18 protein-coding genes are annotated in these 24,389 nt (G+C 65.8%); 13 read left to right on the top strand and 5 right to left on the bottom strand.

The features are described 5' to 3' along the window. Positions 1 to 1,341 precede the first annotated feature (1,341 nt). From csm6 to G4L39_RS14755, 3 genes are all read left to right on the top strand, one after another. On the top strand, positions 1,342 to 2,619 hold the full coding sequence (gene csm6 / locus G4L39_RS14015; RefSeq protein WP_165109160.1) for a CRISPR-associated ring nuclease Csm6: 1,278 nt from the start codon (positions 1,342 to 1,344) through the stop codon (positions 2,617 to 2,619). Between the two features lie 887 nt (positions 2,620 to 3,506). After that, positions 3,507 to 3,716 carry a hypothetical protein gene (locus G4L39_RS14020; RefSeq protein WP_165109162.1) on the top strand — a complete coding sequence of 70 codons (210 nt, stop codon included), beginning with the start codon at positions 3,507 to 3,509 and terminating at the stop codon, positions 3,714 to 3,716. A 24-nt stretch (positions 3,717 to 3,740) separates the two neighbouring features. Next, on the top strand, positions 3,741 to 4,568 hold the full coding sequence (locus G4L39_RS14755; protein WP_205881042.1) for a prepilin-type N-terminal cleavage/methylation domain-containing protein: 828 nt from the start codon (positions 3,741 to 3,743) through the stop codon (positions 4,566 to 4,568). A gap of 30 nt (positions 4,569 to 4,598) precedes the next feature. Here G4L39_RS14755 and metH read toward each other — a convergent pair whose 3' ends face one another. After that, positions 4,599 to 8,444, bottom strand: a complete 3,846-nt coding sequence (gene metH, locus G4L39_RS14030) for a methionine synthase (protein ID WP_165109164.1) — start codon at positions 8,442 to 8,444, stop codon at positions 4,599 to 4,601. A 402-nt stretch (positions 8,445 to 8,846) separates the two neighbouring features. Beyond that, on the bottom strand, positions 8,847 to 9,656 hold the full coding sequence (locus tag G4L39_RS14035) for a serine/threonine-protein kinase (RefSeq protein ID WP_165109166.1): 810 nt from the start codon (positions 9,654 to 9,656) through the stop codon (positions 8,847 to 8,849). Between the two features lie 245 nt (positions 9,657 to 9,901). Between G4L39_RS14035 and G4L39_RS14040 the strand changes: the two genes are divergently transcribed. Continuing rightward, a complete protein-coding gene (locus G4L39_RS14040; protein WP_165109168.1) occupies positions 9,902 to 10,792 on the top strand; it encodes an RluA family pseudouridine synthase in 891 nt (296 codons plus the stop codon). On the opposite strand, the gene priA is transcribed toward G4L39_RS14040, so the two are convergent. From priA to G4L39_RS14055, 3 genes are all read right to left on the bottom strand, one after another. Continuing rightward, positions 10,779 to 13,055, bottom strand: a complete 2,277-nt coding sequence (priA, locus tag G4L39_RS14045) for a replication restart helicase PriA (RefSeq protein ID WP_165109170.1) — start codon at positions 13,053 to 13,055, stop codon at positions 10,779 to 10,781. The two genes, G4L39_RS14040 and priA, sit on opposite strands and share 14 nt — an antisense overlap. A 129-nt stretch (positions 13,056 to 13,184) precedes the next feature. Beyond that, positions 13,185 to 15,287 (bottom strand): tetratricopeptide repeat protein, encoded by a 2,103-nt coding sequence (locus tag G4L39_RS14050; RefSeq protein WP_165109172.1) that lies wholly within the window; start codon positions 15,285 to 15,287, stop codon positions 13,185 to 13,187. A 189-nt stretch (positions 15,288 to 15,476) separates the two neighbouring features. Beyond that, positions 15,477 to 16,358, bottom strand: coding sequence for a sigma-70 family RNA polymerase sigma factor (locus G4L39_RS14055; protein ID WP_343203342.1), 882 nt, complete (start codon positions 16,356 to 16,358; stop codon positions 15,477 to 15,479). A 609-nt stretch (positions 16,359 to 16,967) separates the two neighbouring features. Between G4L39_RS14055 and G4L39_RS14060 the strand changes: the two genes are divergently transcribed. From G4L39_RS14060 to G4L39_RS14100, 9 genes are all read left to right on the top strand, one after another. After that, positions 16,968 to 17,939, top strand: a complete 972-nt coding sequence (locus tag G4L39_RS14060) for a MerR family transcriptional regulator (RefSeq protein ID WP_165109174.1) — start codon at positions 16,968 to 16,970, stop codon at positions 17,937 to 17,939. A gap of 85 nt (positions 17,940 to 18,024) precedes the next feature. Further along, entirely contained in the window at positions 18,025 to 18,486 is a 462-nt protein-coding gene (gene tsaE, locus G4L39_RS14065; protein ID WP_205881043.1) for a tRNA (adenosine(37)-N6)-threonylcarbamoyltransferase complex ATPase subunit type 1 TsaE, read from the top strand. Then, positions 18,455 to 19,120 (top strand): tRNA (adenosine(37)-N6)-threonylcarbamoyltransferase complex dimerization subunit type 1 TsaB, encoded by a 666-nt coding sequence (tsaB, locus tag G4L39_RS14070; protein WP_165109178.1) that lies wholly within the window; start codon positions 18,455 to 18,457, stop codon positions 19,118 to 19,120. The genes tsaE and tsaB overlap by 32 nt, the downstream gene beginning before the upstream one ends. Further along, a complete protein-coding gene (thiE, locus tag G4L39_RS14075; protein ID WP_165109180.1) occupies positions 19,117 to 19,773 on the top strand; it encodes a thiamine phosphate synthase in 657 nt (218 codons plus the stop codon). Before tsaB ends, thiE begins: the two co-directional genes overlap by 4 nt. Before the next feature lie 33 nt (positions 19,774 to 19,806). Continuing rightward, the gene (locus G4L39_RS14080; RefSeq protein ID WP_165109182.1) at positions 19,807 to 21,042 is read left to right on the top strand and encodes a KamA family radical SAM protein; all 1,236 of its coding nucleotides are present in this window, start codon (positions 19,807 to 19,809) and stop codon (positions 21,040 to 21,042) included. 100 nt (positions 21,043 to 21,142) lie between these two features. Continuing rightward, complete coding sequence (nusB, locus tag G4L39_RS14085) at positions 21,143 to 21,652, top strand: transcription antitermination factor NusB (protein WP_165109184.1); 510 nt, start codon at positions 21,143 to 21,145, stop codon at positions 21,650 to 21,652. Positions 21,653 to 21,694: 42 nt separating this feature from the next. Then, entirely contained in the window at positions 21,695 to 22,552 is an 858-nt protein-coding gene (locus tag G4L39_RS14090) for a PHP domain-containing protein (protein ID WP_165109186.1), read from the top strand. Further along, positions 22,549 to 23,466, top strand: a complete 918-nt coding sequence (ftsY, locus tag G4L39_RS14095) for a signal recognition particle-docking protein FtsY (RefSeq protein WP_165109188.1) — start codon at positions 22,549 to 22,551, stop codon at positions 23,464 to 23,466. The genes G4L39_RS14090 and ftsY overlap by 4 nt, the downstream gene beginning before the upstream one ends. 214 nt (positions 23,467 to 23,680) lie before the next feature. Continuing rightward, a complete protein-coding gene (locus G4L39_RS14100; RefSeq protein ID WP_165109190.1) occupies positions 23,681 to 24,349 on the top strand; it encodes a 3-keto-alpha-glucoside-1,2-lyase-like domain-containing protein in 669 nt (222 codons plus the stop codon). Positions 24,350 to 24,389 lie beyond the last annotated feature (40 nt).

Here is a 24,389-nt window from a genome sequence, read left to right on the forward strand (position 1 = left end):
ATCCGGGTGGGTGGATCCGCAACGCTCAACACGGGCTTGAGCCACGCCGAGGTCATGGGAACTGTCGACCCAGCTCCTACCACAACCCCACACCCTGTCAACAAAAAAATTGCGACCGCAAAAATCTTCGCCCTTGCCACCCCACCACGAAGGCATGGAGGACTGAACCACAGAGACACAGAGGACACAGAGAACGGCTAAACATAAGACACAAGGTGTGCCGGGAGCTCCATGGCGGCCGTTGGTGTACGCCAAAGTGTTCCGCAGCCTTTTACCCCTGGAATAAGTCGGGTGGCCGGTACACCTGCTTGCGACTGGCAGGCTATATACAGTCGCGTTCCAGCAGACCGCCAGGATGCGGCCCATCCCGGCCCGGCCGATTCCGCCCGGTAACACCAACATGGCGATGGCGCGGGACCGGGATGGGCCTACGTCGCCGATATTTTCCCGGACCGCGATGACGCTATCCCTCCCGACCTGGCGAATGGGTTGGGGCGACTTCATTTGGCAATCGCGCGGGAGGGGCACGGTCCACCGTGCCCGCCAATTCTTGCGGACCGCGAGGACGCGGTCCCTCCCATGCGACCTTGCGGGAGGGCACAGTTCCCTGTGCCCAATACTCTTGCGGACGGCGGGGACGCCGTCCCTCCCGACCTGTCGGAGTTCGGAAGAGCACCCGGCCATTAGGTCGCGTTGAAGGTTTGGCACGGGCCCCGGTGTCTGCCTTTCCTAGCGGACCGCGAGGACGCCGTCCCTTCCGGGCTGGCAAATGCCGCCGGGTGCCTTCGATTCGGCAATCGCGCGGGAGGGGCACGGTCGGGCGTGGCCCCTGTTCTTTGCGGCGTGCATGGGGCGCTCCTTCTCAGACCATTCCAGGGCCCTGAGATTTCGCGAGGGCTCGCATGGGACAGGGTGTGCCGTGCTCGTGGTGCAGGGAGGGTGTGCACAGTGTGGCCGGGACGCCCGGACGGAACTGCACTGCAAGGCCGGGCGATGGCACGGGCACGCCGGGGTCGCGCTTTGTCAAGGCCCTGGTGGGGAGGCGTCGGAGTACCGTGGTGCGGTTGCAGCAGAGTGGCTTTGTACCCCACGGCGTGCACGCGTTTTTCCGGGCGGTCGCCGCGGAGGATGGGCTCGGAGGTCCGGGGAGGTCCCGAGGCTTTTCCCACGGACGTCAGTTGGTTCAAGCTTGGGGCGTGAAGGTGGACCACGGTTCCGGGGCGGAATGATCCGGGGCATGGTGAGCCGGTGACAGCGACAGCAAGGGCGTGCCGGCGGGCAGGGCGTCGCGAGGAACCGTGTCCATCAGTGGAATGGACCTGTCGAAGGAATCTGTGGCCCATGAAAGCTGCGTCGCAAAAGGACCTCAAACAGGCCGGGCGGAAGGCAACCGGGGACGGTACCTCTTCGGTGAATCCGGGGACGGCTGCGGTGGAGATGTCAGGTGGTATGGAGCCTGCCGAGCCGGATGACAGGGAGGTGGTGTTGCTGGCGGTGACCGGTATGTCGCCGGCGGTACTGACGGAGACGATCTGGGCGCTGGCGCATCCGGTGGATGGGTCGCCCCTGGTGGTGCCGCATCGGGTCATTGCGGTGACGACGGCCGAGGGAAAGCGGATGTTAAGCCGGTTGTTCGAGCCTTCGGACGCTCTGGGCGGGGCGGCTCCCTGGGAGGCTCTGCGGACAGCTCTGGAGCACGAGGGGTTGCCCGTGGCGGATCGGCTCCGGTTCGGTCGGACCGGTGATGACATTCGGGTCATCACGCGGGTGGATCCGACCCGGCAAGAAAGCGAGGAACTGGCGGACATTCGCACCGGGGCGGACAATGAAGCGGCGGCGAACTTCCTGTTGGATCAGGTTCGGGGGTTGGTGGAGAACCCTGACACGCGGTTGATTGTTTCCATTGCGGGCGGACGCAAGACGATGAGCGCGCTGTTGTATGCGTGCATGACGCTGGTGGGGCGGGAAACCGACGCACTGACGCACGTGTTGGTGTCGGAGCCGTATGAGGGGTTGCCGGGGTTCTGGTTTCCTGGGCAGCCCGGCGGTCCGGTGATGGATCCCTCGGGGGTGCGCCACGACCCGGCACGGGCCCGGGTGGAACTGGCCTGGGTGCCGTTTGTGTCGTTGCGGCAGTTTCTTGTGAAAGAGCTGGGGCGTAAGCCCGGGACGTTCACGCGGCTGGTGGAGCTTTGTCGGCGCCAGATCCGGCGGCGATCGGCCGAGGACCTGAAGCTCACGCTTGATACGCAACGGTCGGAGTTGGAGGTCAACGGGGTTCGGATCAACCTGGCGCCGGCGGAGATGTTGATGTTCCTGTTTCTGGCGCTGCGGGCCAAGCGCAACGAGCCGGCGTTCCCGTCGTACAAGGATGCCCTGGACGAGCTGAATGCGTTTCGGGAGGAACAGCGCGAGCTGGCCAGGGAACATCCGGTCAGTTGGCGTGGGGCTGGTTCGCTGCAGGGGGTGTGGGATGAACACGACCTGGCCCGCGCGGTTGCGTCGGTACGGCAAAAGCTGCGGGATGCGGGTGGGGATGCGTCCGTTTTGTCGGATTGTTTGCCTTCAAAAGGGCGCTGCAGCCTTGATGTGCCGGGTTCATTGATTTACGTGCGGTGACGGGCTCCGGGTCTGCCTGATCGCCTTTCCACGGGTTTTGGAAGGGTCGGTGCGGAGCCCGCGTGGTGCGGTTGAGGTCGTGGGGGCCGGGCAGATGGGCCGCGGTAACGGGCGGAACGGCTTTCACGGCAACGATCACACTCCCCCGGGCGCCTCGGAGGGACGCGGCCAACGGTGAAACCAAGGATGCACGGCGGAGCCGGTTGGAGGGTTGGCTTGTTGCCCAAACGCGCCCCGGCCGTGGGTCTGTGCGGTGCAAGGCCGGTCCGGAGGAACAGTTCAGGCCCGGGCCGGCTGGCCTGTGCTCCGGCCCCGGCGTGCCTCCGGGAAGTCTCCGGATGAGGCTCGTAGACACGGCTCTCAGGCAGTGCTGCAATGGGAATCGCAGAATCTATCGTGCGGGCGGATCGACCCTGCCGTTCGTGATGTCCCGGGCTTGGAGGCGTGCCACTGCACGCCGGCCCGGGACGGGCGGAGTTGCGAACGTGCAGTTCCGGATCACCCGGAGGACACATTGTGGTGGCGACTGCACGGGCACGGGCACAACCGACCCGCATGACCAGAATTGGCCATAGCGCGTGTGTGGAGGTGAGGTAGGTTGGTTCGTGATGCAAAGCAATGAGCGGCATGGGCACGCCTCATGCGCCGGCAGGACGCAACCGGCCCAGGGGTGCAGGTGGGGCGTACGTGGGTTGGGGGCAATGGTGTCGGTGACGCTTTTGACGGTTGTGTGGGTTACAGGTTGCGGCCGGTCCGGCGAAAGGGCGGCCGGGTCCGGTGCGGCGCCGGAATCGGCTGTCACGGACCCGGGGTCAGCAGCCCCTGCACCCCGGATGGAAGGAGCGGGAGGTGCGGGCCCTCAACCGGGGACGGGTCCACGAAGCCTGGTGGATGAAGAGAATCTGCGCCGGGCGTTTGCCGGTGCACCGGCGGCGTTTCAGGTGTTCTTGGAGGAGGCGCTCGGCGTGGCCCGGACGGGGAACCGGGCGGAGGCGGTGGAACAGTTCCAGAAACTTCTGCGCCACCCGCAACTCACGCCGGCGCAACGGGCCGCGGTGGAGGAGACGCTGGTGCGGCTGCAGCGGGGTCAACCGTGATTGCCCGATGCGCGAGAAGGGGTCATGAAATCAGGACGCTGGCAAGGTGAGATCCTCCGGACGGTAGCGACGGCGGATCGGCGGTTCCGGGTCGCCATTCGGGCCGGAGGATTTACGCTGATTGAGTTGCTGGTGGTCATTGCCATCATCGCCATATTGGCGGGGATGTTGTTGCCGGCGCTGTCCCGGGCGAAGGCCAAGGCCCAGCGGATGTCCTGTGTGAGCAATCTGCGGCAGTTGGGCCAGGGCACGATGATGTATGTGCAGGACTTTGCGGGCCGGCTGCCGCCGTGGCGGGTGGGGTTGCCGAACGAGGACGACCTGAGCGCGTCGCATTACAGTCGGTACGTGGTCAACGGCCCGGCCAATGCGAAGGCGCCCCAGAACATTCCGGTACCCGGCTGGACATGGCAGAACGGCGGGTATCTGTATCCGCTCAAGTACACCGGGGACGGCACCATTTTCTTCTGTCCGGCGTTCAAGGAGGGACCGTTCAGCAGCGGTTATTATGCACCGTTATTGACCACGGATGTGGGTGGCGACGTGCGGTCGAGTTATCTTTACAATCCGCGCACGGTGAATGCAGGGAACCAGCCGGGCCCGATCGACACCCATCGGCGGTATCGGCGGGAGAGTCAGTTGGAGCCGCACAAGCTGTTTGCGGTGGATGTGATTCAGGGGTTGAACTTTTGGGCGCACGCCCGGGAGGGCGGATTCAACGTGCTGTTCACCGACGGGTCGGTGAAGTGGTCGAAGCATCCGGACGTGACCCGTTGGAATTTGGACAACAGCTATCTGCAGGCGCGGGTTTTGGATTTGATGTTTGACCGGTTGGAACAGGGCGCCCGGTAGGTGTGGAGCGGGCGTTCCTGTGCGAGGGGTTCAGCCTTCGGCCAACCACGGGGCCAGCCATCGGGCCATTTCCTCGGTTGGGACGCCTTTTCGGGCGGCGTAATCCCGGAGTTGGTCGGGGCCGATCTTGCCCACGCCGAAGTACCGGGCCTCGGGGTGAGCGAAATAGAGTCCGCTGACGCTACTTCCGGGCCACATGGCGTAGGAGTCGGTGAGGCGTATGTCGGCCCAGGTGTCGGGCTGGAGCAACTGCCAGAGGATGGCCTTTTCCGTGTGATCGGGGCAGGCGGGGTACCCGGCCGCGGGTCGGATTCCGCGGTAGCGTTCCTCGATGAGGTCCTCGGGTGTGAGGTTTTCGTCCCGGCCGTAGCCCCATTCGCGTCGGACGCGGGCGTGGAGCCATTCGGCGAAGGCCTCGGCCAGGCGATCCGCGAGTGCTTCGGCGAGGATGGCCTGGTAGTCGTCGTGGGCGGCTTTGAATTCCCGCACCACGGCTTCGAGTCCGTGTCCGCTGGTGACGGCAAAGGCGCCGATAAAGTCCGGGCCGCCGGGTCCGGCATCGTTGGGCGAAGCGACGAAGTCGGCGAGGCACCAGTTCGGCGAACCGTCGTCCTTGGGCATTTGCTGGCGGAGGAAATGCAGCCGTGCCAGCGGGCGGGTGCCGGTGGGGTCGGCATAGACCTCGATATCGTCACCGATCCGCCAGGCGGGGAAGAACCCATAGACGCCGCGGGGTTTGAGTCGGTGTTGGTGCACGATCTGTTCCAGGAGTTTCCGGGCGTCGGCGAAGAGTTGTCGGGCCTGGGCTCCGTGCTGCGGGTGGTCGAGAATGGCCGGATACCGGCCGCGCAGTTCCCAGGCGTGGAAAAAGGGGGACCAATCGATGTAGCGGACCAGGTCGGCCAGGGCGACGGGGGCGGCACGGACCCCTGGCGGCAGAGGGGCGGGCGGTGGATCCTCGGCAGGATGCAGGACGCAGAGGCCGAGGAATTCGGGTTGGGGCCGGTCGGAGTAGTCCAGTTTGGGGGCGCGGGCGCGGGCTTCCTGGAGGGTCAGCAAGGGTTGCTGCCGGGTTTGATGGGCCCTGCGGACCTGTTCGTATTCTTCGCGGATTTGGCGGATGAAAGTCTCGCGCTGCTCCGGGTGAAGGAGCTGGCTGACCACGGGAACCGCGCGGCTGGCGTCCAGGACGTGGATGACCGGGTTGCGATAGGCGGGGGCGATTTTGACGGCGGTGTGGGCCTTGCTCGTGGTGGCCCCGCCGATGAGCAGGGGCTGGGTGAACCCCTGCCGATCCATCTCCCGCGCCACATGCACCATTTCGTCCAGGGAGGGGGTGATGAGCCCGCTCAGGCCGATAATGTCGGCCCGTCGCTCCCGCGCCGTCTCGAGGATGCGTTCGCAGGGGACCATGACCCCGAGGTCAATGACCTCGTAGTTGTTGCAGGCCAGCACGACGCCCACGATGTTTTTGCCGATGTCGTGCACGTCACCCTTGACCGTGGCGAGCACGATCCGGCCCTGGGGTTGAACGGCGTGACCGGCGGCGAGACGTTCCGCCTTTTCCCTCTCCAGCCAGGGGGTGAGACAGGCGACGGCCTTTTTCATGACGCGGGCGGATTTGACCACCTGGGGCAGGAACATTTTCCCCGCGCCGAAAAGGTCGCCCACGATGTTCATGCCGGCCATGAGCGGTCCTTCGATCACGGCCAGCGGATGACCGAGTTTTTGGCGGGCCTCCTCGGTGTCGGTTTCGATGTAGGTGTCGATCCCGTGGATGAGCGCGTGTTTGAGGCGTTCCTCCACGGGCCATTGACGCCATTCGGGCGTGCCGGAGGCACCCGTGCGTTCACCGCCGCGGGCCATGCCGGCGGCCTTCAGCTGTTCGGCGTACTGGATGAGCCGTTCCGTGGCGTCGGGCCTGCGGTTGAGGATGACGTCCTCGACGCGTTCGCGCAGCTCGGCGGGGATGTCTTCGTACACGGCCAGCAGGCCGGCGTTGACGATACCCATGTCGAGGCCGGCGCGGATGGCGTGGTAGAGGAAGACGCTGTGCATGGCTTCGCGGACCTGGTTGTTGCCGCGGAAGCTGAACGAGACGTTGCTGATGCCGCCGCTGACGCGTGAGCCCGGCAGGTTCTCCTTGATCCAACGGGTGGCACGGATGAAGTCCACGGCGTAGTTGGCGTGTTCCTCGATGCCGGTGCCGACGGTGAGGACGTTGGGGTCAAAGATGATGTCCTCCGGGGGAAAACCGGCCTTTTGCGTCAACAATTCGTAGCTGCGACGGCAAACCTCGATCTTGCGTTCGAAGGTGTCGGCCTGACCGCGCTCGTCGAACGCCATGACCACGAGGGCAGCCCCGTAACGACGGACCTGCCGTGCCAGTTGGAGGAATTTCTCCTCACCTTCCTTGAGGGAGAGCGAGTTGACGATGCCCTTGCCGGGCAGACAGCGCAGGCCGGCTTCCAGCACGGCCCAGTTGGAGGAGTCCACCATGATGGGAACGCGCGCGACGTCCGGTTCGCTGAGCAACAGGCGAAGGAACCGGGTCATGGCCCGGACGCCGTCCAGCAGGGCCTCATCCATGCACACGTCGAGGGCCTGGGCGCCGGACTCGACCTGTTGCCGGGCGATGGCCACCGCACCGGCGTAGTCGCCCTCGCGGATCAGCCGCGCGAATTTGGGTGAGCCGGCCACGTTGGTGCGCTCGCCAATGTTTACGAAATTGGTTTCGGGGGTGAACTTGAGCGGTTCGAGTCCGCTGAGGCGCAGGGTGCGCGGGACCTGGGGGATTGTACGGGGCGGGCAATCGCGCACGGCCTCGGCGAGTCGTCGGATGTGAGCGGGCGTGGTGCCGCAGCAGCCACCGAGGATGTTGACCCAGCCGGCCCGGGCCCATTCCTGTAACTGGGTGGCGAGGCTTTCCGGGGTTTCCGGAAACCCGGTGGGCGAAAGCGGGTCCGGCAATCCTGCATTGGGGTAGAAACAGGTGTAGACGGGGGCCAAGCGGGCCAGTTCCTCGGCAAAGGGGCGCATTTCACGGGGACCGAGGGCGCAGTTGAGTCCGATGGTCAGGGGCCTGGCGTGTTCGATGGAGATCCAGAACGCCTCCAGCGTCTGGCCGATGAGGGTGCGGCCGGAACGATCCGTGATGGTGCCGGAGATCATGAGGGGCAGGCGCCGGCCCAGCGACTCGAACACCTCCTCGGCTGCGAACACGGCGGCCTTGGCGTTGAGGGTGTCGAAGATGGTTTCGATCAGCAGCAGGTCCACCCCGCCGGCGATGAGGGCTTCGATCTGGTCGCGGTAGGCGCGTCGCAGCTGGTCGAAATTGACGGCGCGAAAGCCGGCGTCACTGACATCGGGCGACAGGCTGGCGGTGACGGGCATGGGGCCGATGGCCCCGGCGACAAATCGTGGGGACCCGGTCCGATGGCTGATCTCGTCGGCGGCCCGGCGGGCCAGGCGCGCGGCGGCAAGGTTCAGATCGGCGACCAGCTGGCGCAGGCCGGGATCCGAAACCACCTGCTCGAAGTAGTCCTCGTCCTTGCGCGGTCCGGCGGGTGCCGGCCCGAAAAACTCGTGCTGGCCGATGGTGGTGGAGGAAAAGGTGTTGGTTTCAATGATGTCGGCGCCGGCTTCCAGGTACTGGCGGTGGAGGGACAGGATCAACTCGGGCCGGGTGAGGACGAGGAGATCGTGATTGCCCTTGAGGGGTTTGCCGGTGTGGTGCTGGAATCGCTCGCCGCGGACATCGCTTTCGTTCAGACCCTGCTGCTGGATGAGGGTGCCCATGGCGCCGTCCAGAAGGACGATGCGCCGGTGCAGAAGCGATTCGAGTTCGGTCGCGGACTGGCAGCGACTCGGTTCCATGGCCTGGAAGATAGGCACGGGGTTCGGAGGCGGCAAGTTCAATCATCAACTCATCGTGATTTGATGATGAAGCTATCAGCAGGTCGCGGAGAGTGCCGAACAGGCGAGACCGGGCCGGCAGGGTCCCGGTCAACCGTCCCCTGATGTTGGCGACATCAGCGGTCGGAATGGAGTGCGTTGCGTTTGGTTGGTCGCAGAGGGCGGAGACTCACGCGGCGGGACAGCGCCGGTCCGGCGTCCGGGGTACACCGCGCCGGTTTGTCGCGGGATTCGCAGGGGCGCCTTTTTGCTGAAGCGCCGGCAGGGAGGCTCGCACGGGCGGGGTGGATGGGGACACCTGCGATCCGGCAGGGATGCCCGCCCTGCCGGGCCCGGGGATGTCTCGAGGTCAGGGGATCCGGCTCAGCGATACAAGACCTGCTCGAGGTCGTGCCGGAGATGGCTCATGAGGGCGTAGCGCCGGTTGGGGTCGGGTTGGAGACATCGGAGGAGGATGCGCTCCAGGGCGGGCGGCACGTCGGGGTTGAGTTCGCGCGGGGGGCGAAGTCGGGTTGGGTCCTGTTGGCTGCGGAGGATTTCATCCGGGGAGCTGCCTTCGAAGGGCTTCTGGTGGGTGAGCAATTCGTAGGCGGTGACGCCGTAGGCGAAGATGTCCACCCGCTGGTCGAGGGGCTGGTGCAGGAGCTGTTCCGGGGCCATGTAGGAAGGGGTGCCGGGGTTGCGGTCGAGTCGGACGGGGGTTCTGGGGATGGGCTGGGCGATGTCGAAATCCACCAGGCGGATGCTGGCGCCGGGTGTGATGAGGACGTTTTCGGGTTTGAAATCGAGGTGCATATAGCCGCGGTTGTGCATGTGTTCGAGGGCGGCGGCCATGTCGAGGAGGATTTGGGCGATATGCTCGGTCACCACAGGGTCCATGCGGGCGGCGCGTTCCTTGAGGTTTTCGCCCTCCACGTACTCCATCAGGAGGTAATGGCGGCCGTCCTGGCGGCCGTGTTCGTAGTACCGGACGATGAACGGGTGCGGTTGGAGGTCGGCGAGCACCTTGCAACCGTGGAGGAAGCGACGTCGGGCGGCGCGGCGCGATTCCAGCGCGGCGTGCATGACGCGCAGGGCATAGTGATGATGCGCGTCGTCGCGGGCCAACCAGATCTCCGCCATCCCGCCGCTTTTGACACGCTCGAGCAACACGAATCGCCCGAACCGTGCCATGGGCGAGAGGGGACGGGCCTTCCTTGTCCACCAGAGAAACACCGCCCATTTAGTACCATGGACCGGGCAGGTGCGCCAATCTTCGGTTGAACCCGCGGGTCATGCGGGGGTTGCGTCCGCTTGTGGGAAAGGGCGGCATGGTCTTGTAGGGGCGAGATGGTGCTGGTGGGCGGGGCCGGAACGCCGTGGGTCTGCGTGTTTCGGAGTTGGACGGAACGAGCGAGGGTTGTCAACTTGAAGGATCCATGGAAGCAAAGGTGACGACCATTCCCTTGCCGGTGGTTTACGAGGACGACGAGTTGCTGGTGGTGAACAAGCCGCCCGGGTTGGTGTGTCATCCGACGAAGCCGGATGGTCGCTCCAGTTTGGTGGAGCAACTACGGTTGCGGGGCGGTCCGGAGGCGACGCCGCACCTGGTGAACCGACTGGACCGGGAAACGAGCGGGCTGGTGTTGGTGGCCAAGCGGCGCGAAACGGCCTCCGAGCTGGGCAAGCTGATGGAGGGTCGGGCGGTGCAAAAGGTTTATTTGGCGATCGTGCACGGGCATGTGAGGGACGATCGGGGACGGATCGAAGCGCCGCTGGGCCCGGATCCGGAAAGTCCCGTCACCATCAAGGACCGCGTCGTAGCCACGGGGGTACCGGCGGTGACCGACTACGAGGTCCTATGCCGGTTTGAACGGCCGATCCCGTTGAGGCCGGATCCGGGCTGGTGGGAAGACGAAGCGGCGGCTTCACCGGTGGGGGAACGTGCGGGCACAACTCCTGTGAGCGAGCCGCGACCGTTCAGTTTGGTGCGGTTGTGGCCCGGGACAGGTCGGAAGCATCAGTTGCGGATCCACCTGGCGCACCTGGGGCATCCCGTGGTGGGGGACAAGCTGTACGGGGGTGATCCGGGCCTGTATCTGGCGTTTGTGGAGGGGCGGTTGACGCCGGAGGATCGGGTGCGTCTGATTTTGCCGGCCCAAGCGTTGCATGCGGCGGGATTGTCGTTTTGGTGGCGGGAGCGCCGGTGGGTTTTTGCGGCCCGACCGTTTCCGATGTTTGTTGAGTTCTTGCGTGGCGGGGGTGTGGACGAGGCTGTGCTGGGGGAGGAAGGGTGGGGCCCGGACGGCGCGGGCTTTATAGAAGGTTGACCGGGTCCACGTCCACGGTGAGCCGGACATCCTCGGGCAACCGGACCTGGTGGAGCCAGCGGGCCAGTTCGCGGGCAAGTTGGAGCATGCGGCGGGTTCGAAGCATGAGGTGGTGACGGTAGTAGGATTGCGCGCGCTCCAGGGGCGCGGGTGCGGGTCCGGACATGATGAGGTCGTCCCAGCCGGCCAGGTGCGTTTCCAGTTCGCGCCGGAGGTGCGAGGCCACAAACCGGACCTTTTCCTCGTTTCGTCCGCGCACGGTCAGCAGGGCAACACGGGTGAAGGGAGGGTAGCGCAATTGGGAGCGGAACTCGATTTCCTGTTCGTAAAAGCCCTCGAAATCGTGCCGGCGGGCGTACTGGATGGCCGGATGGTAAGGGGTGAAGGATTGGACGATGACCTCGCCTTCGATGTCCCCCCGGCCGGCCCGACCGGCCACCTGGGTGAGCAACTGAAAGGTTCTTTCGGCGGCGCGGAAGTCCGGTTGGTGCAGGGTCAGATCGGCGTGGACAATTCCCACGAGAGTGACGTTGGGGAAGTGGAGGCCCTTGGCGATCATCTGGGTACCGACGAGGATGTCAATTTTGCCGGCGCGGAACTCGCCGAGGATGCGACGGTACTCCTCCTTGCGCTGGAGGATGTCCGAGTCCATGCGCTGGACGCGGGCGGTGGGGAACAGGCGCAGCAGCGCTTCTTCGACCCGTTGGGTGCCCATGCCGGCGTACCGGATGGCCGGGTCGCCGCAGCGGGGGTTGGGACAGGCGGCGGGCACGGTCCGGCTTTCCCCGCAGATGTGGCAGAGGAGACGCTGGCCGGCGCGGTGATAGGTGAAGGCCACGCTGCAATTGGGGCATTGGGCTACGAAACCGCACTTGGGGCATTGCAGGGCGGTGGCGTAACCGCGCCGGTTGAGGAAGAGGATGACCTGTTCCCCGCGTTCCAGCCGTTGGAGGATGGCCTCCCGGAGTTGGGGAGAAAACATGGTGACGCCGCGGTTGGAACGGAGCGCGGCGCGCATGTCCACCACGCGCACGCGCGGCATTTTGCGGGCATCCACCCGTTCGGGCAGCGTGAGGAGGGTGTATTTCCCCTGGCGCGCGTTGTGATAGCTCTCCAGGGAGGGTGTGGCCGAACCCAGGACAACGACGGCCGGCTCGAGTCGACCGCGGACGACGGCCAAGTCGCGGGCGTGGTATCGGGGCGCTTCCTCCTGTTTGTAGGTGGGTTCATGTTCCTCGTCCACGATGATAAGGCCCGGGTTCTGGACCGGAGCGAAGATGGCCGATCGGGCCCCGATGACGATGCGGGCGCGGCCCTGACGGATCTTGTGCCATTCGTCGTGGCGTTCGCCGGCGGAGAGGTGGCTGTGAAGTACGGCGACCAGGGTGCGCAGGGGGCCGGTGCAGAAGCGGGCCTTGAATCGCTCGACCGTTTGCGGGGTGAGGGAGATTTCCGGCACGAGCACGATGGCGCCCCTGCCCCGTTCCAGCGCGGCTGCGATGGCCTGAAGGTAGACCTCGGTTTTGCCGCTGCCGGTGACGCCGTGGAGGAGGAAGACTCCGGGCGAAGCGGGGGCGCCGGGCCGGGCGTCCGGGGAGGGGTCGGACACCGCCGCGGGTCGGGGGGTCAGGCGGTCGAGCGCTTCCACGATGGCGCGCACGGCTTGGGACTGGGCCTCGTTGAGGGTGAGGGGCGTGGTGGGGAGGATCTGTTCACGGGCCCACGGGTCGCGTTCTTCGATCTGCGGGACGATTTCCACCAGTCCTTTGTCCTCGAGCCGGCGGATGGTGGCCACGTTGGCACCGGTCAGCTGCTGGAGTTCGGTCAGTGGCAGGGCCCGGCGTTCCTCGACCACGTGCAGGATTTCCTTCTGACGCGGGGAAAGTCGGGGGAGCGGCCCTTGGGGCGGGGTGAGCCTTACGTAGAGGCGCCGGCGCCAGTCGGCGTCCGGATGCCGCACCGCTCCGGGCAATACACTGCGAAAGGCGACCTCGGGCGGACAACAGTAGTATTCTGCGATCCAGCGGGCGAGTCGGAGGACGGTCGGCGTCACGAGGGAGGGTGTTGCAACGACGCGCAGAATGGGTTTGAGGTTGGGTGAAGGGGAATCTTTGGCGACTTCGGTCACCAGGCCGAAGGCCTTTCTGCGTCCCAGAGGCACCTCCACACGTGTGCCGGGCTTGATTTGGCCTTCCAATTCGGAGGGCACAAGGTAATCGAGCTCCCTGCCCAGGGCCACTTCGAGGATGACGCGGGCTACCATCGTGTGCGAGCCAGTGTGCAGGGCGAATCGAAGGGCGGCAATGAGGGCGTGAGGGGCGCGGGTATGTCCCCGATGGCAGGGGTGCGGTCCGGGTTGGGGACCGGATGTTCTTCCGGGTTGGGACGCGGGTCAGCCGGGCGGAGGCGGCTCGGTGCGGGCCAGGGCCGATTCCAGTTCCGGATTGGGGGGGAACCCGGCGGCGCGGGCCTTTTGGTAATGCCAGCGCGCCAGTTCGAGCAACGGGGGATCCCGGTGCAGGTAGAAAACGGCCAGGTTGTGGTGGGCGGCGGCGTAGCCGGGTTGGAGCAAAATGGCGCGGCGGAAGGCGGATTCAGCGGCGGCACGGTGTCCCTGATGGCTCAGGGCCAGGCCCAGGTAATTCTGGATTTCGGCATTGCGGGGATCCAATTCGGCGGCGCGGCTGAACTGGTTGAGGGCCTCGTCGTACCGGCCGGTCTGAAGAAGGACCTGGCCGAGCACCGACCGCACCCGGGCGTTGTCGGGGGCTTGTTCAAGAGCGGCTTCGGCATGAGTTCGGGCTTCGTCCGGCCGGTTTTGCCGGAGGCTGACCAGGGCGAGATTGGCGAGGGCGATCGGGTGCCGGGGCACCTGCTGAAGCACCTCGCGGCACAGACGGGCGGCCTCCTCGAGGTTGTCTTGATCGAAGGCGCGGCGGGCGCGTTCGAGGACGTCCTCAATTTCGCGCGGGTTGACCGCGGTGACGGGAGCGGGGACGGGGCTCGGTCCTATAGACGAGGGCGGTGAGGAGGGCTTGGCGGCAGCGGCGGGCAACAGGGTTGGTGCAGGCGCGCGCAGGAGGGCCAGTTCTTCCGGGGTGAACGGCACCGGATCGGCTTCCAGGGCGGCGAGGCGGGCGCGGAGGTTGGCGATGGTCTCGGTGCTTTCCCGCACGAGGGCGGTTTCGTTGCTCCGTGCCGTTACGAGTCGCTGTTCCAGGGCGGCGCGTTCGAGCCGCAGGATCTCGAGGTCGGACTGAAGGGTGGCCAGCCGGAGCCGGGCCTGACGCGATTCTTCGAGCGTGTTGGTCCGGGCGGCTGCATCGGCGGTGAGGTTGGCCAGTTGCTGTTTGAGCAAGGCATTTTCGGCGCGCAGGGTTTCGAGGGCTTCGGTCCGGGCACGAAGTTCTTCGAGACGGGCAAGCAAACGGGTCTTCTCCGTGGTGAGCTGTTGGCTCAGGTTTTCCTGTTCCCGAAGTTGCCGCTGGGTTTCAGACAGGGCTTGTTGGAGTTTGTCCAGGGCAGCCTTGTCGGCGGGGGTTGAGGTCAGGGCGGCCAGTTGCTGTTGGAGCCGTTCGTTTTCGCGTGCGAGGGCCTCGGCGCGGCCGGTTTGTTCGGCCAGGCGTTGCTGGAGCTGTTGAAGTTCCTGCTGGAGGGCGAGGACGTCGGGCGGGGCGGTCGGGGGTGTGGCAGGTTGCGCCCGCAGCGCGGCCAGTTCCTGCTCGAGCGCTGCGATGCGTTTGCGGGCCTGTTGGAGTTCCCGGGCGGCGGTGAGGCCGTGCGCGGTGAGCTGTTCTTCGGCGGCGGCCTTGTCGCGAGCGAGGCGGCGGGCAAGCTCGGTTTGCTCGGCCAGTTCACGCCGGGTTTGTTCAAGTTCGCGCTGGAGTTGCTGGATCTCGGCGGAGCGATCGGCTGCGGTGAGCCGCCGCTGTTGATCCTCGAGAGCTGCCTTGAGGAGGTCGCGCTCCTTTTCCAGGTCGCGGATGCGGGCCTCGGCACGGGCGAGTTCCCTGGGGTCGGTTGCGGCAGGCTGGACGGAAAGGGCTTCGCGAAGGCGGGCTTCCAAGAGGGCCTTGTCCGCCTGGAGTTGGGCCACCTGTTGCCGGAGGGATTCGATTTCGCGCAGCAGGGCCGGATCGGGCTCAGGTGTGGAGGGAGTGGGTGGAGCTGGGGAGGGCTCGGGCAGGGGCGTCGCAGGGCCCGCGGGCGAGGCGGCCGTGGCGCGGGCGATTTGTTCGGCGAGGTATTGGAGCCGGAATCGGACGATGCGCGGGTTCCAGTCGGGCCAGCTTTTTTCGAGTCGTTGCAGGGCCTCGCGGGCTTCGAGGTATTTGTTCAAGGCGGCTCGAGGTTGTCCCCGGGCCAACAGCCGGTCTCCCTCCTGGATGGTCGAATAGATGTGGACGTACTGCTGATCGGGTCCCTGTTGGGCAAGCCCCTTCATGGGCCCGAACAGCAGCCAGCACAGACAAAACCCCAACCAGAGGCGCCACATGACGGGTTCAGGCTACCTGTGGGGACCGCACGCCGGCAACTTTATTGCCGGGAACCCATGGTGCCGGGGAACCGTTCCGTGCCAACGGTGGCGTCACCGGAAGGCAGACAAAAGTGTGGGGTGATCCCCAAGCTGCAGGCGCAGGGTTTGTGCGGTCCCTGGAAGGTTTCGCCAGCCCCCCGGTTGGCCTCAAGTTGAGAGGCCCAGGGCGTGCAGGTCCTCCTCCAACATGCGGCGCAGTTTGTTGAGCGCCAGGTTTTGGAGCTGACGCACCCGCTCGCGGGTGACGCCGAACTTTCGGCCCACTTCTTCGAGGGTTTTCTCCGGTCCGCCATGCAGGCCGAACCGGTAACGCAAGATGGTGGCCTCACGTTCGGGGAGGCGGTTTACCAGCTCCAGGACCTTGGCCGCGGTGGTGCGGCGCTCGAGGATCTCGGCGGGGTTGGGCGAGGATTCGTCCGGGACCACCTCGCCCAGCCGGCTGCTGTCCTCGTCCCCCAGCGGAGCGTCCAGCGAAGCGGGACGCACTGCTGCCGATCGCAGCGCAGCGACCTTGCGCGGCGTGGTCTTGAGTTCCTGGGCCAGCTCCTCCTCGGTGGGTTCACGGCCGAGGGCCTCTTGCAATCGCAATTCGGCCAGCCGCATGTGGTAAATCTTGTCGGCCACGTGGACGGGCAGCCGGATGGTTTTGCCCTGGTTGGCCAGAGCACGACGGATGGATTGTTTGATCCACCACGAGCTGTAAGTGGAAAGCTTGCCCCCTTTGGCCGGGTCGAACCGTTCCACGGCTTTCATGAGGCCGATATTGCCCTCGTTGATGAGGTCCAGCAGCGGCAGACCCAGCCCCTCGTATTCGCGGGCGATTTTGACCACGAGCCGCAGGTTGGCGCGGATCATGTGTTCACGCGCTGCTTCGTCACCCTGCTTGATGCGGGCGGCCAGTTCCACCTCCTGCTCCGGGGTCAAGAGGGGTACCTGCCCGGCTTCGCGCATGTAGAGCGTGATCGCGCTGGCAGTCTCGTGGGGCAGGCCCTGGAGTTCCTCGGGGAGGTCGGGCGACCGGGGAACCACGGTCTCGTCGGTCGACGCAGTCGCAGCCGCCGAACCCGGGGCAGGTTCCGGTACGGTGGATTTGGGTTCCTGAGGGATCGGTTGAATGACCTGATTTTTCTTAGTGGTAGCGCTGGATTTGCGACTCCGATTGCGTACCTTTGCGGGCACAAGCCCTCGCGGCCGCACCTGACGGGCAGGACGCGCATTGGAGGCTGCCCTGGTTGAGCGCCCGGAGTTCTTTTTGTTGGTAACGATTCGCATTGCTGTGGACTCTATTGGGCTCGTGGACCGGTGGCCCAGTCACCACCACCACGACTACAAGATTCGATGGTTGCAGTCAATTTTTTGTTCAAATATTTTGTCGCTCGTGACGACAAAAAGCGTTGCACGGTCGTAACATATTCAACATGAGCTGGTTACATTCGGACTACCGCGGTCCCGGAGTCGGGCCGTGCAGGGCGGAGCATAGGATTTGTCTAACATTGCAGGGCGCCCGGGATGCGTTGGAGCCGGGGGGACCGCGCCTGCGGGGTTGAACAGTCGGGGCCGATCCGGGGCTGGGGCCCGGGCGTTGGAGCGTCCGGGGCGATCAGGGTGGGTGGGGCCGCAGGTCAAGGTGGGAGCGACATGGCAGGTGCTGAAGGGCTGAAACAATCGGGCCTGGAGAGGGTTGAGTCCGCATTGGACACGCCCTGTTACACGATTCGGGTGGTGGCGGAACGGACCGGTTTGAGTCCGCATGTGATTCGTGTGTGGGAAAAACGTTACGGTGCGGTTCAACCCCGTCGGACGGACTCGAGGCGGCGACTTTACACGGAGCGGGAGGTACAGCGGTTGCACTGGTTGGCCCGGGCCGTGGCGGCGGGGCATCCGATCGGTTGCATTGCGCGGTTGCCCGAGGATCGGTTGCAGCTCTTAGTGGAACCGGGCTCCAACGGAGACGTGGAGTCTCCGGCGGCGAAACCCGGCGGTGCCTGTGCGTTCGTCCAAGAGGCCCTGCAACGGGTGGAGGCGTTTGACGAGGCGGGGCTGAAGCGGGTGTTGAACCGGGCCCTGGTCACCGTCGGGCACAGGGGCTTTCTCTGTCGCGTGGCGACTGCGCTGATCGAGGAGGTGGGGTGCCGGTGGCGGGTGGGTACATTGATGGCGGCGCACGAGCATTTCCTGAGCGGCGTGTTGCGTGTGTTTTTGGGAGGGTTTGAGCCCCGGTTGCCGGCGCAGGCACCCCGGCTGGTGGTGGGGACGCCCTCCGGTCAGATGCATGAGCTGGGGGCCCTGCTGGCGGGTGCGGCCGCGGCGCAGGTGGGCTGGCGTGCGATCCAACTCGGGTGCAATCTGCCGGCTGCGGAGATTGCCGGGGCAGCCCTGCAAAGCGGGGCGCGGGCGGTGGCGTTAAGCATTGTGTATCCGGCCGATGACCCGCTGTTGCCGGAGGAACTGCGCCGGCTTCGCGAACTCTTGCCGGGCGCGGTGGCGGTTTTGGTGGGTGGGCGGGCGGCTCCGGCTTATCGGCCGGTTTTGGAGGAGATTCGGGCGATTGTGCGGAACGATCTCTGTTCCTTCTGTGACGCGCTGGATCAGTTGCGCCAGCCGCGCTGAGCCTACAGTGTCGAACCTGTCCAGGCCCTCCGGCCGGGCCGGTGCGAGGTTTTCACCCGGTCTGCGGCCGGATATGGTGGTGGACGTGGACACGGTAACATCGGAAGGGCCCGCCGACACGGAGGCGCTGGGCCGAGCCTGGGGTGGAGAAGTGGATCCCGGCTGGGTGATCTTGTTGTACGGGGAGCTTGGTGCGGGTAAGACCGTGTTGGTACGGGGTCTGGCCCGGGGCCTGGGCAGCCCGGCCCGGGTCCATTCGCCGACATTCAACCTGTTGCACGTGTACCGGGGCGGGCGTCTGCCTCTGTTTCATCTGGACCTGTATCGTCTGGACGGACCGGAGGCGGTGGTCAACGCGGGTTTGGAAGAGTATCTGGTGAACGAGGGGGTTACGGTCATTGAGTGGCCGGAACGGTTGGTTGGCACGGCCCCATGGCCGGCCTGGGCCCCGCTGCCGCGGCGGCTTCGCCGGGTGCACCTGGAGATTCTGGGGCCGAATCGGAGGCGGATCATTTATGAAGACGTTGGCCTGGGACTTCTCGGCTGAGCCGCGTTCGATGGCGCTGCTGGAGTGGCGTGGGGATGCGGAGCCGGTGGTTTGTGTGGAGATCGCGTTGGTGGGGGATCGTGCCGCCGCGGTGCTGGAAACGGCGGATCGGCTGCTGCGGGAGGCCGGCTGGGACCGGGGCGACATTGAGGCCCTGGCGGTGGGGCTGGGGCCGGGATCATACACCGGCATCCGCGCCGGACTGGCGATGGCGCAGGGCTGGCATCTCGCGCGGGGCGTATCCGTGTATGGGGCCAACAGCATGGACGCCATGGCCGGATGCGCGTGGGATCGAGGTTGGCGTGGAAAGCTTCGGGTGGTGGTGGACGGACAGCGTCGTGAACTCTACGTGGCGGGTTATGACCTCGGCCCCGGGGGTTGGGAGAAGGTCGAGCCTTTACGCTTGGAGTCCGTGGAGTCTCTACAGCGGGACGTGGACCGGGGGCACTGGCTCTGGGCCGGGCCCGAGGTAAGCCGCTGGTTTCCCGAAGGACGGGTGTTGGAACCTTCCGCCGGGTGGGTGGGTCGGCTGGCTTTGCGGGCCGGACCGGTGCCACCCGAGCAGTTGGAGCCGGTCTATTTGCGGCCGGTGCAGTTTGTGAAGACCGGGCCGGTGTGCGGGACATTGTCATGAAACCCTTGGAAGAGTGCCGACTGTACGCGTTTGTGGACACGGCCTACCTGGCGGGGCGCGATCCGGTGATGGTGGCGGAACAGCTTTGCGAGGGTGGTGCCGACCTAGTGCAATTGCGGGCCAAGGACCTCTCGGCCGGGCAGATCGAGGCGCTGGCGGAACGGATCCTGCCGGTGACGCGGGCCGCGGGGGTGGGGCTGGTGATTAACGATCACCCGGAGGTGGCGTTGCGGGTGGGGGCGGAGCTTTGCCACCTGGGGCAGGAGGATTTCTTTGACGCCGGACATCGGCACGTGTCGGAACTGCGTCCGCCGGGTTCGTCACTGCGGGTGGGACTCAGCACCCATGCACCGGAACAGGCGTTGCGGGCGGTGGCAGCCGGGGCGGATTATGTTGCCGTGGGACCGGTGTATCCGACGGGCACGAAGCCGGGCGCACGTCCGGTGACGCTCGCGTATGTGCGTTGGGCGGCCGAACACCTGCAGGTGCCCTGGTTTGCCATTGGTGGGATCACGCTGGAGAACGTGGAGGAGGTGTTGGCCGCCGGGGCAAGGCGGATTTGCGTGGTGTCGGCGATTCTGCGTGCGCCGGACGTGGCGGAAGCGTGTCGGCGGTTTCGATGGCATTTGGATCGGGCCGGGCGGGTTCCTTGACAGTCCGGGCACGGCTTCTATAGTTCGGGCATCATGGGGTCTTTGACTTCATCGTCCGAGAAAGCCGAGGGCGGCGGTAGTCGCCGCGCGGGATGGAAGGAATTCACCAGTCCGGGTCGGGGTCCGTGGCGGGATGTGCCCGCGGAGGAGTGGGAGGATTGGCGCTGGCAGTTGCGTCATCGAATCACCTCGTTGGAACAACTGGAACGGTTGTTGCCCACGTTGACCCCGGAGGAACGTGCCGGGACCCTGCTGGCCAACCGCAAACTGGCCCTGGGCATCACGCCCTACTTCTTCAACCTCATTGACCCGTCCGACGAGTATTGTCCCATCCGGCGTCAGGTGATTCCGCGGATTGAAGAGACCCGGACGGCGCCCTGGGAAATGTCCGACCCCTGCGGTGAAGAAGCGCACATGCCCGTACCGGGGCTGGTGCATCGGTATCCGGATCGGGTGCTGTTTCTGGTGACCGACCGGTGCGCCTCCTATTGCCGGTATTGCACCCGCTCGCGGATGGTCAGCAACGCCAGCGGGTATGATTTCCATCCGCAGTTCGACCGGCAGATCGACTACATCCGGCGCCATCCCGAGGTGCGGGACGTGCTGTTGAGCGGCGGCGATCCGCTGCTGTTGAGCGACGAAAAGCTGGGCGAACTGTTGTCGGCCCTCCGGAGCATTCCGCATGTGGAACTGCTTCGGATCGGCACCCGGATTCCGATATTTCTGCCCCAGCGGATCACACCCGGGCTGTGTGAGATCCTGCGGCGCCATCATCCCCTGTTCATCAGCGTGCACACCAATCATCCGCGGGAACTGACGCTGGAGGCCAGGGCGGCCCTGGAACGGCTTGCCGACGCGGGCATCCCGCTCGGGAACCAGTCCGTCCTGTTACGTCACGTGAACGACGACCCGGAGGTGATGCTGGCCCTGGTACAAAAGCTTCTGATGTGCCGGGTCCGGCCCTACTATCTTTATCAGTGCGACCTGATTGCCGGCTCGGCGCACTTGCGCACCAGCGTCCGACGCGGCCTGGAAATCATGCAGCGGCTGCGCGGTTTCACTACCGGGTATGCCGTGCCGACCTACGTGATTGATGCCCCGGGAGGTGGCGGCAAGGTGCCCATCACACCCGAATACGTGGTGGAACACACGGACGACCGCATCGTGTTGCGGAATTACCTGGGCGAGTGGTACGAGTATCCGGAGGTGCCGGACAGCCCGGTGCCGGCGGTGCACCGGGCGACCTGCTGTGCGCCCGGGACCGTGTGAGGATGAGCCCTCGGCCGTGGTCCGGCCGGGGCCCGGGGCCCGGTTCGGCAGGTCGGTTTTGTATTTCCCGGATTTTCGAGTTGGTTCATCGTACATCGCCATGGGCAAGGGGAAACGTCGTGAGGCGCGGGAACGCGCCGTGCAGTTTTTGTTCCAGTACGATTTGAATCCTCCGGAGGACTTGGAGGAGGCGTTGCGGGAGTTTTGGGAAACGCAGCGCATGGCGGCTCATGCCGACTCCACCAGCCCGACGTGGGGCCAGGCCACGGAACCTCCGCCGCCCACGGCCGAGGAGATCGAGATCCGCGAGTTTGCCGAGCCCTTGATCCGCGGGACCCTCGCACACCGGGATGAGATTGACGCGAAGATCCGGCAATATGCCAGGAATTGGGACCTTCACCGGATGGCGGTCGTGGACCGCAACGTCATGCGGCTGGCCATCTACGAGATGTTGTATCGCGAGGACATCCCGCCGGTGGTGAGCATCAACGAGGCGGTGGATATCGCGAAAAAGTACTCCACCCCGGAAAGCGGGAAGTTTGTCAACGGCATCCTCGACCGCATCAAGAGCGACCTGATGCGGCCGGCCCGGACGGCGGCCGGTGGATGATCCGCAGTCCCGGGCGCGCGGGTGGATCGTTGATTGGATCCGGTGTTTGCCGACCTGCATTTGCACACCCGGTTTTCGGACGGAACCTTTGCGCCGGAGGAACTGGCGCAGGAGGCGCACCGGTTGGGTTTTGTCTGCGTGGCCATTACGGATCACGACACGGTCGAGGGTTGCCCGGCCATGGCCCGGGCCTGCGCCGCACTGGGGCTGCAGTTCATTCCCGGGGTGGAACTCACCGCGGAATTTGAAGGGCAGGAGATCCATATCCTGGGCTACGGGTTCGACCCGGACGACCCGCCGTTTCTTGAGGCGATGAAGCGTTTTCAGGCCGTGCGCCAGCAACGCATCCGCGACATGGTGGCCCGTCTGAACGAACTGAACATCCCTTTGGAGGCCGACCGTGTGTTCGCGCTGGCCAATTGTCGCTCGCCGGGCCGACCGCATGTGGCCAGGGCCCTTGTGGAGGCGGGGTTCTGCCGGGATTTGGACGAGGCCTTTGAAAGGTTCCTGAAAAAGCATCGCCCGGCCTGGGTGCCGAAAAGTCGCATCTCGGCCGGAGACGCGATTGCCCTGTTGCACCGCGCCGGAGGCGTTGCCGTGCTGGCCCACCCGGGACTCTACTACGCGGATCCACTCCTCCCGGAGCTGGTCCGCGCCGGTCTGGACGGCCTGGAGTGCTTTCACACCAAGCACTCGCCATCGGTGACGGATCATTACCTTTCGATGGCGGCGCGGTACGGGTTACTGGTCACCGGCGGCTCGGATTGCCATGGCTACAACAAGGGCCAGCCTCTCATCGGTTCCATCCGTCTGGCCCCGGAGTTTGTGACTCGCTTGCAGGCGCGGATCCGGGAACGCGCCGCCGCCCGCAAGCACCAGCCCGATACAGCCATTCCATGAAGGGACTGTTCGCCAAGTTCAAGGCCGGCTTGCAAAAAACCCACAGCAAGCTGGTCCACGAAATCAAACGCATCCTCTCCCGCTCGCCGCGGCTGGATGCAACCACACTGGAGGAACTGGAGCAGGCGCTGCTGGCGGCCGACTTCGGCGTGGCAACCACGCAGGAGATCGTCGAGGCCGTGCGCCGGGCGTACGAAACCCAGGGCCCGGCCGGGCTCGACGTGGCAGCCATTGCCGAGCGTGAGGTGGCGCGCATCCTTGCCAGCCCGCGCACGGAACTGCGCAAAGCCGCCCACATGACCACGGTCGTGTCGCTGGTGGGTGTCAACGGGACGGGGAAAACCACCACGGCGGCCAAACTTGCGCATGCCGTGCGCCAGCAGGGACACACCGCCCTGCTGGCCGCCTGCGACACCTTCCGCGCCGCCGCCATCGAGCAGCTGAAACTCTGGGGCCAGCGCCTGGGTGTGGAGGTGGTGGCGGGCGCGTACGGTGCCGACCCGGCAGCGGTGGCACACGACGCGGTGGCCGCAGCCCGGGCACGGGGCATTGACTACGTGTTTCTGGACACCGCCGGCCGCCTGCACACCAAACACAATCTGATGCAGGAGCTGCAAAAGGTGCATCGCGTGGTGGGCCGCCAGGTGCCCGGAGCCCCCCACGAGGTCCTCCTGGTGGTGGATGCCCCCACCGGAATGAACGCGCTCCAGCAAGCCCGCGAGTTCCACAAGGCCGTGCCCCTGACCGGACTGGTGGTGACCAAACTGGACGGCACCAGCAAAGGCGGCATGGTCGTGGCCATCCAGCGCGAGCTGGGTGTCCCGGTGAAATTCATCGGTCTGGGCGAGCAACCGGACGATTTGCAACCATTCGACCCCGAACAGTTCGCCCGGGCCCTGTTCGCCGAGTCCTGACACCGGACTCCGCCGCGGCAACGCCAGGCGGGGTGCCGGGCATAAGCCCGGCCATGGGGCGTTTCCCGGCCGCAATGACCCCCGCCCCGGTAACGCCCCGCTGACCGGCCTTGTGACCGGAAGCCGGTGCGCCGTGCTTCCGGCACACCGTGCCCGGGAGCCTTCCTTCCCTCCGTCGTTGACAGGCCCGCCCGCAGCCCTGATGCTGCGGCTTGTGAAAACAGCAGTCGGGCACACGGGTTCTTCACCTCTCCAGGTTGGATACGTTGCGGTTGTCTGGTTCCTGACCGGACTGGGTTTGCTCCGGGCCGCCGAGCCCATCCGACCGCAACAACGAACCGAGTTGTTCAACGGCCGCGACTTCACTGGCTGGCACTTGTTTGTCCCCGGCGGCGATCCCACCAACACCTGGTCGGTGCGCAACGGAGTGATCCATTGCACGGGCAAACCCGCCGGTTACATCCGGACCGTGGACGCCTACCAGGACTACAAACTCACCGTGGAATGGCGTTTCCTCAAAGCCGGGAACACGGGCGTGCTGCTGCACATGAGCGGGCCCGACCAGGTTTGGCCCCGGAGCATCGAGGCCCAGGGCCAGCACGGAAACCAGGGAGATTTTTGGGTGATCGGCGGGACCGACTTCAAGGAACACCGGGGTCGGGCCGAACGCCGCGTCCCCAAACAGGGGCCGTCCCGCGAAAACCCCGTCGGCGAGTGGAACACGTACGAAATCGTGTGCAAAGGCGACACCATCCGGGTCTACGTCAACGGCCATCTCATGAACCAGGCGACCGAGTGCAACGTGACCTCCGGCCACATCTGCATCCAGAGCGAGGGCGGTGAATTCGAGGTGCGCCGGATCACCCTCGAACCGGTGGAGTGATGCGTCGGCTGACGGCGGGCCAACGCCCGATCCGGGAACC

The sequence above is a fragment of the Limisphaera ngatamarikiensis genome, from assembly GCF_011044775.1.
In the GTDB taxonomy this organism is placed as follows: domain Bacteria; phylum Verrucomicrobiota; class Verrucomicrobiia; order Limisphaerales; family Limisphaeraceae; genus Limisphaera; species Limisphaera ngatamarikiensis.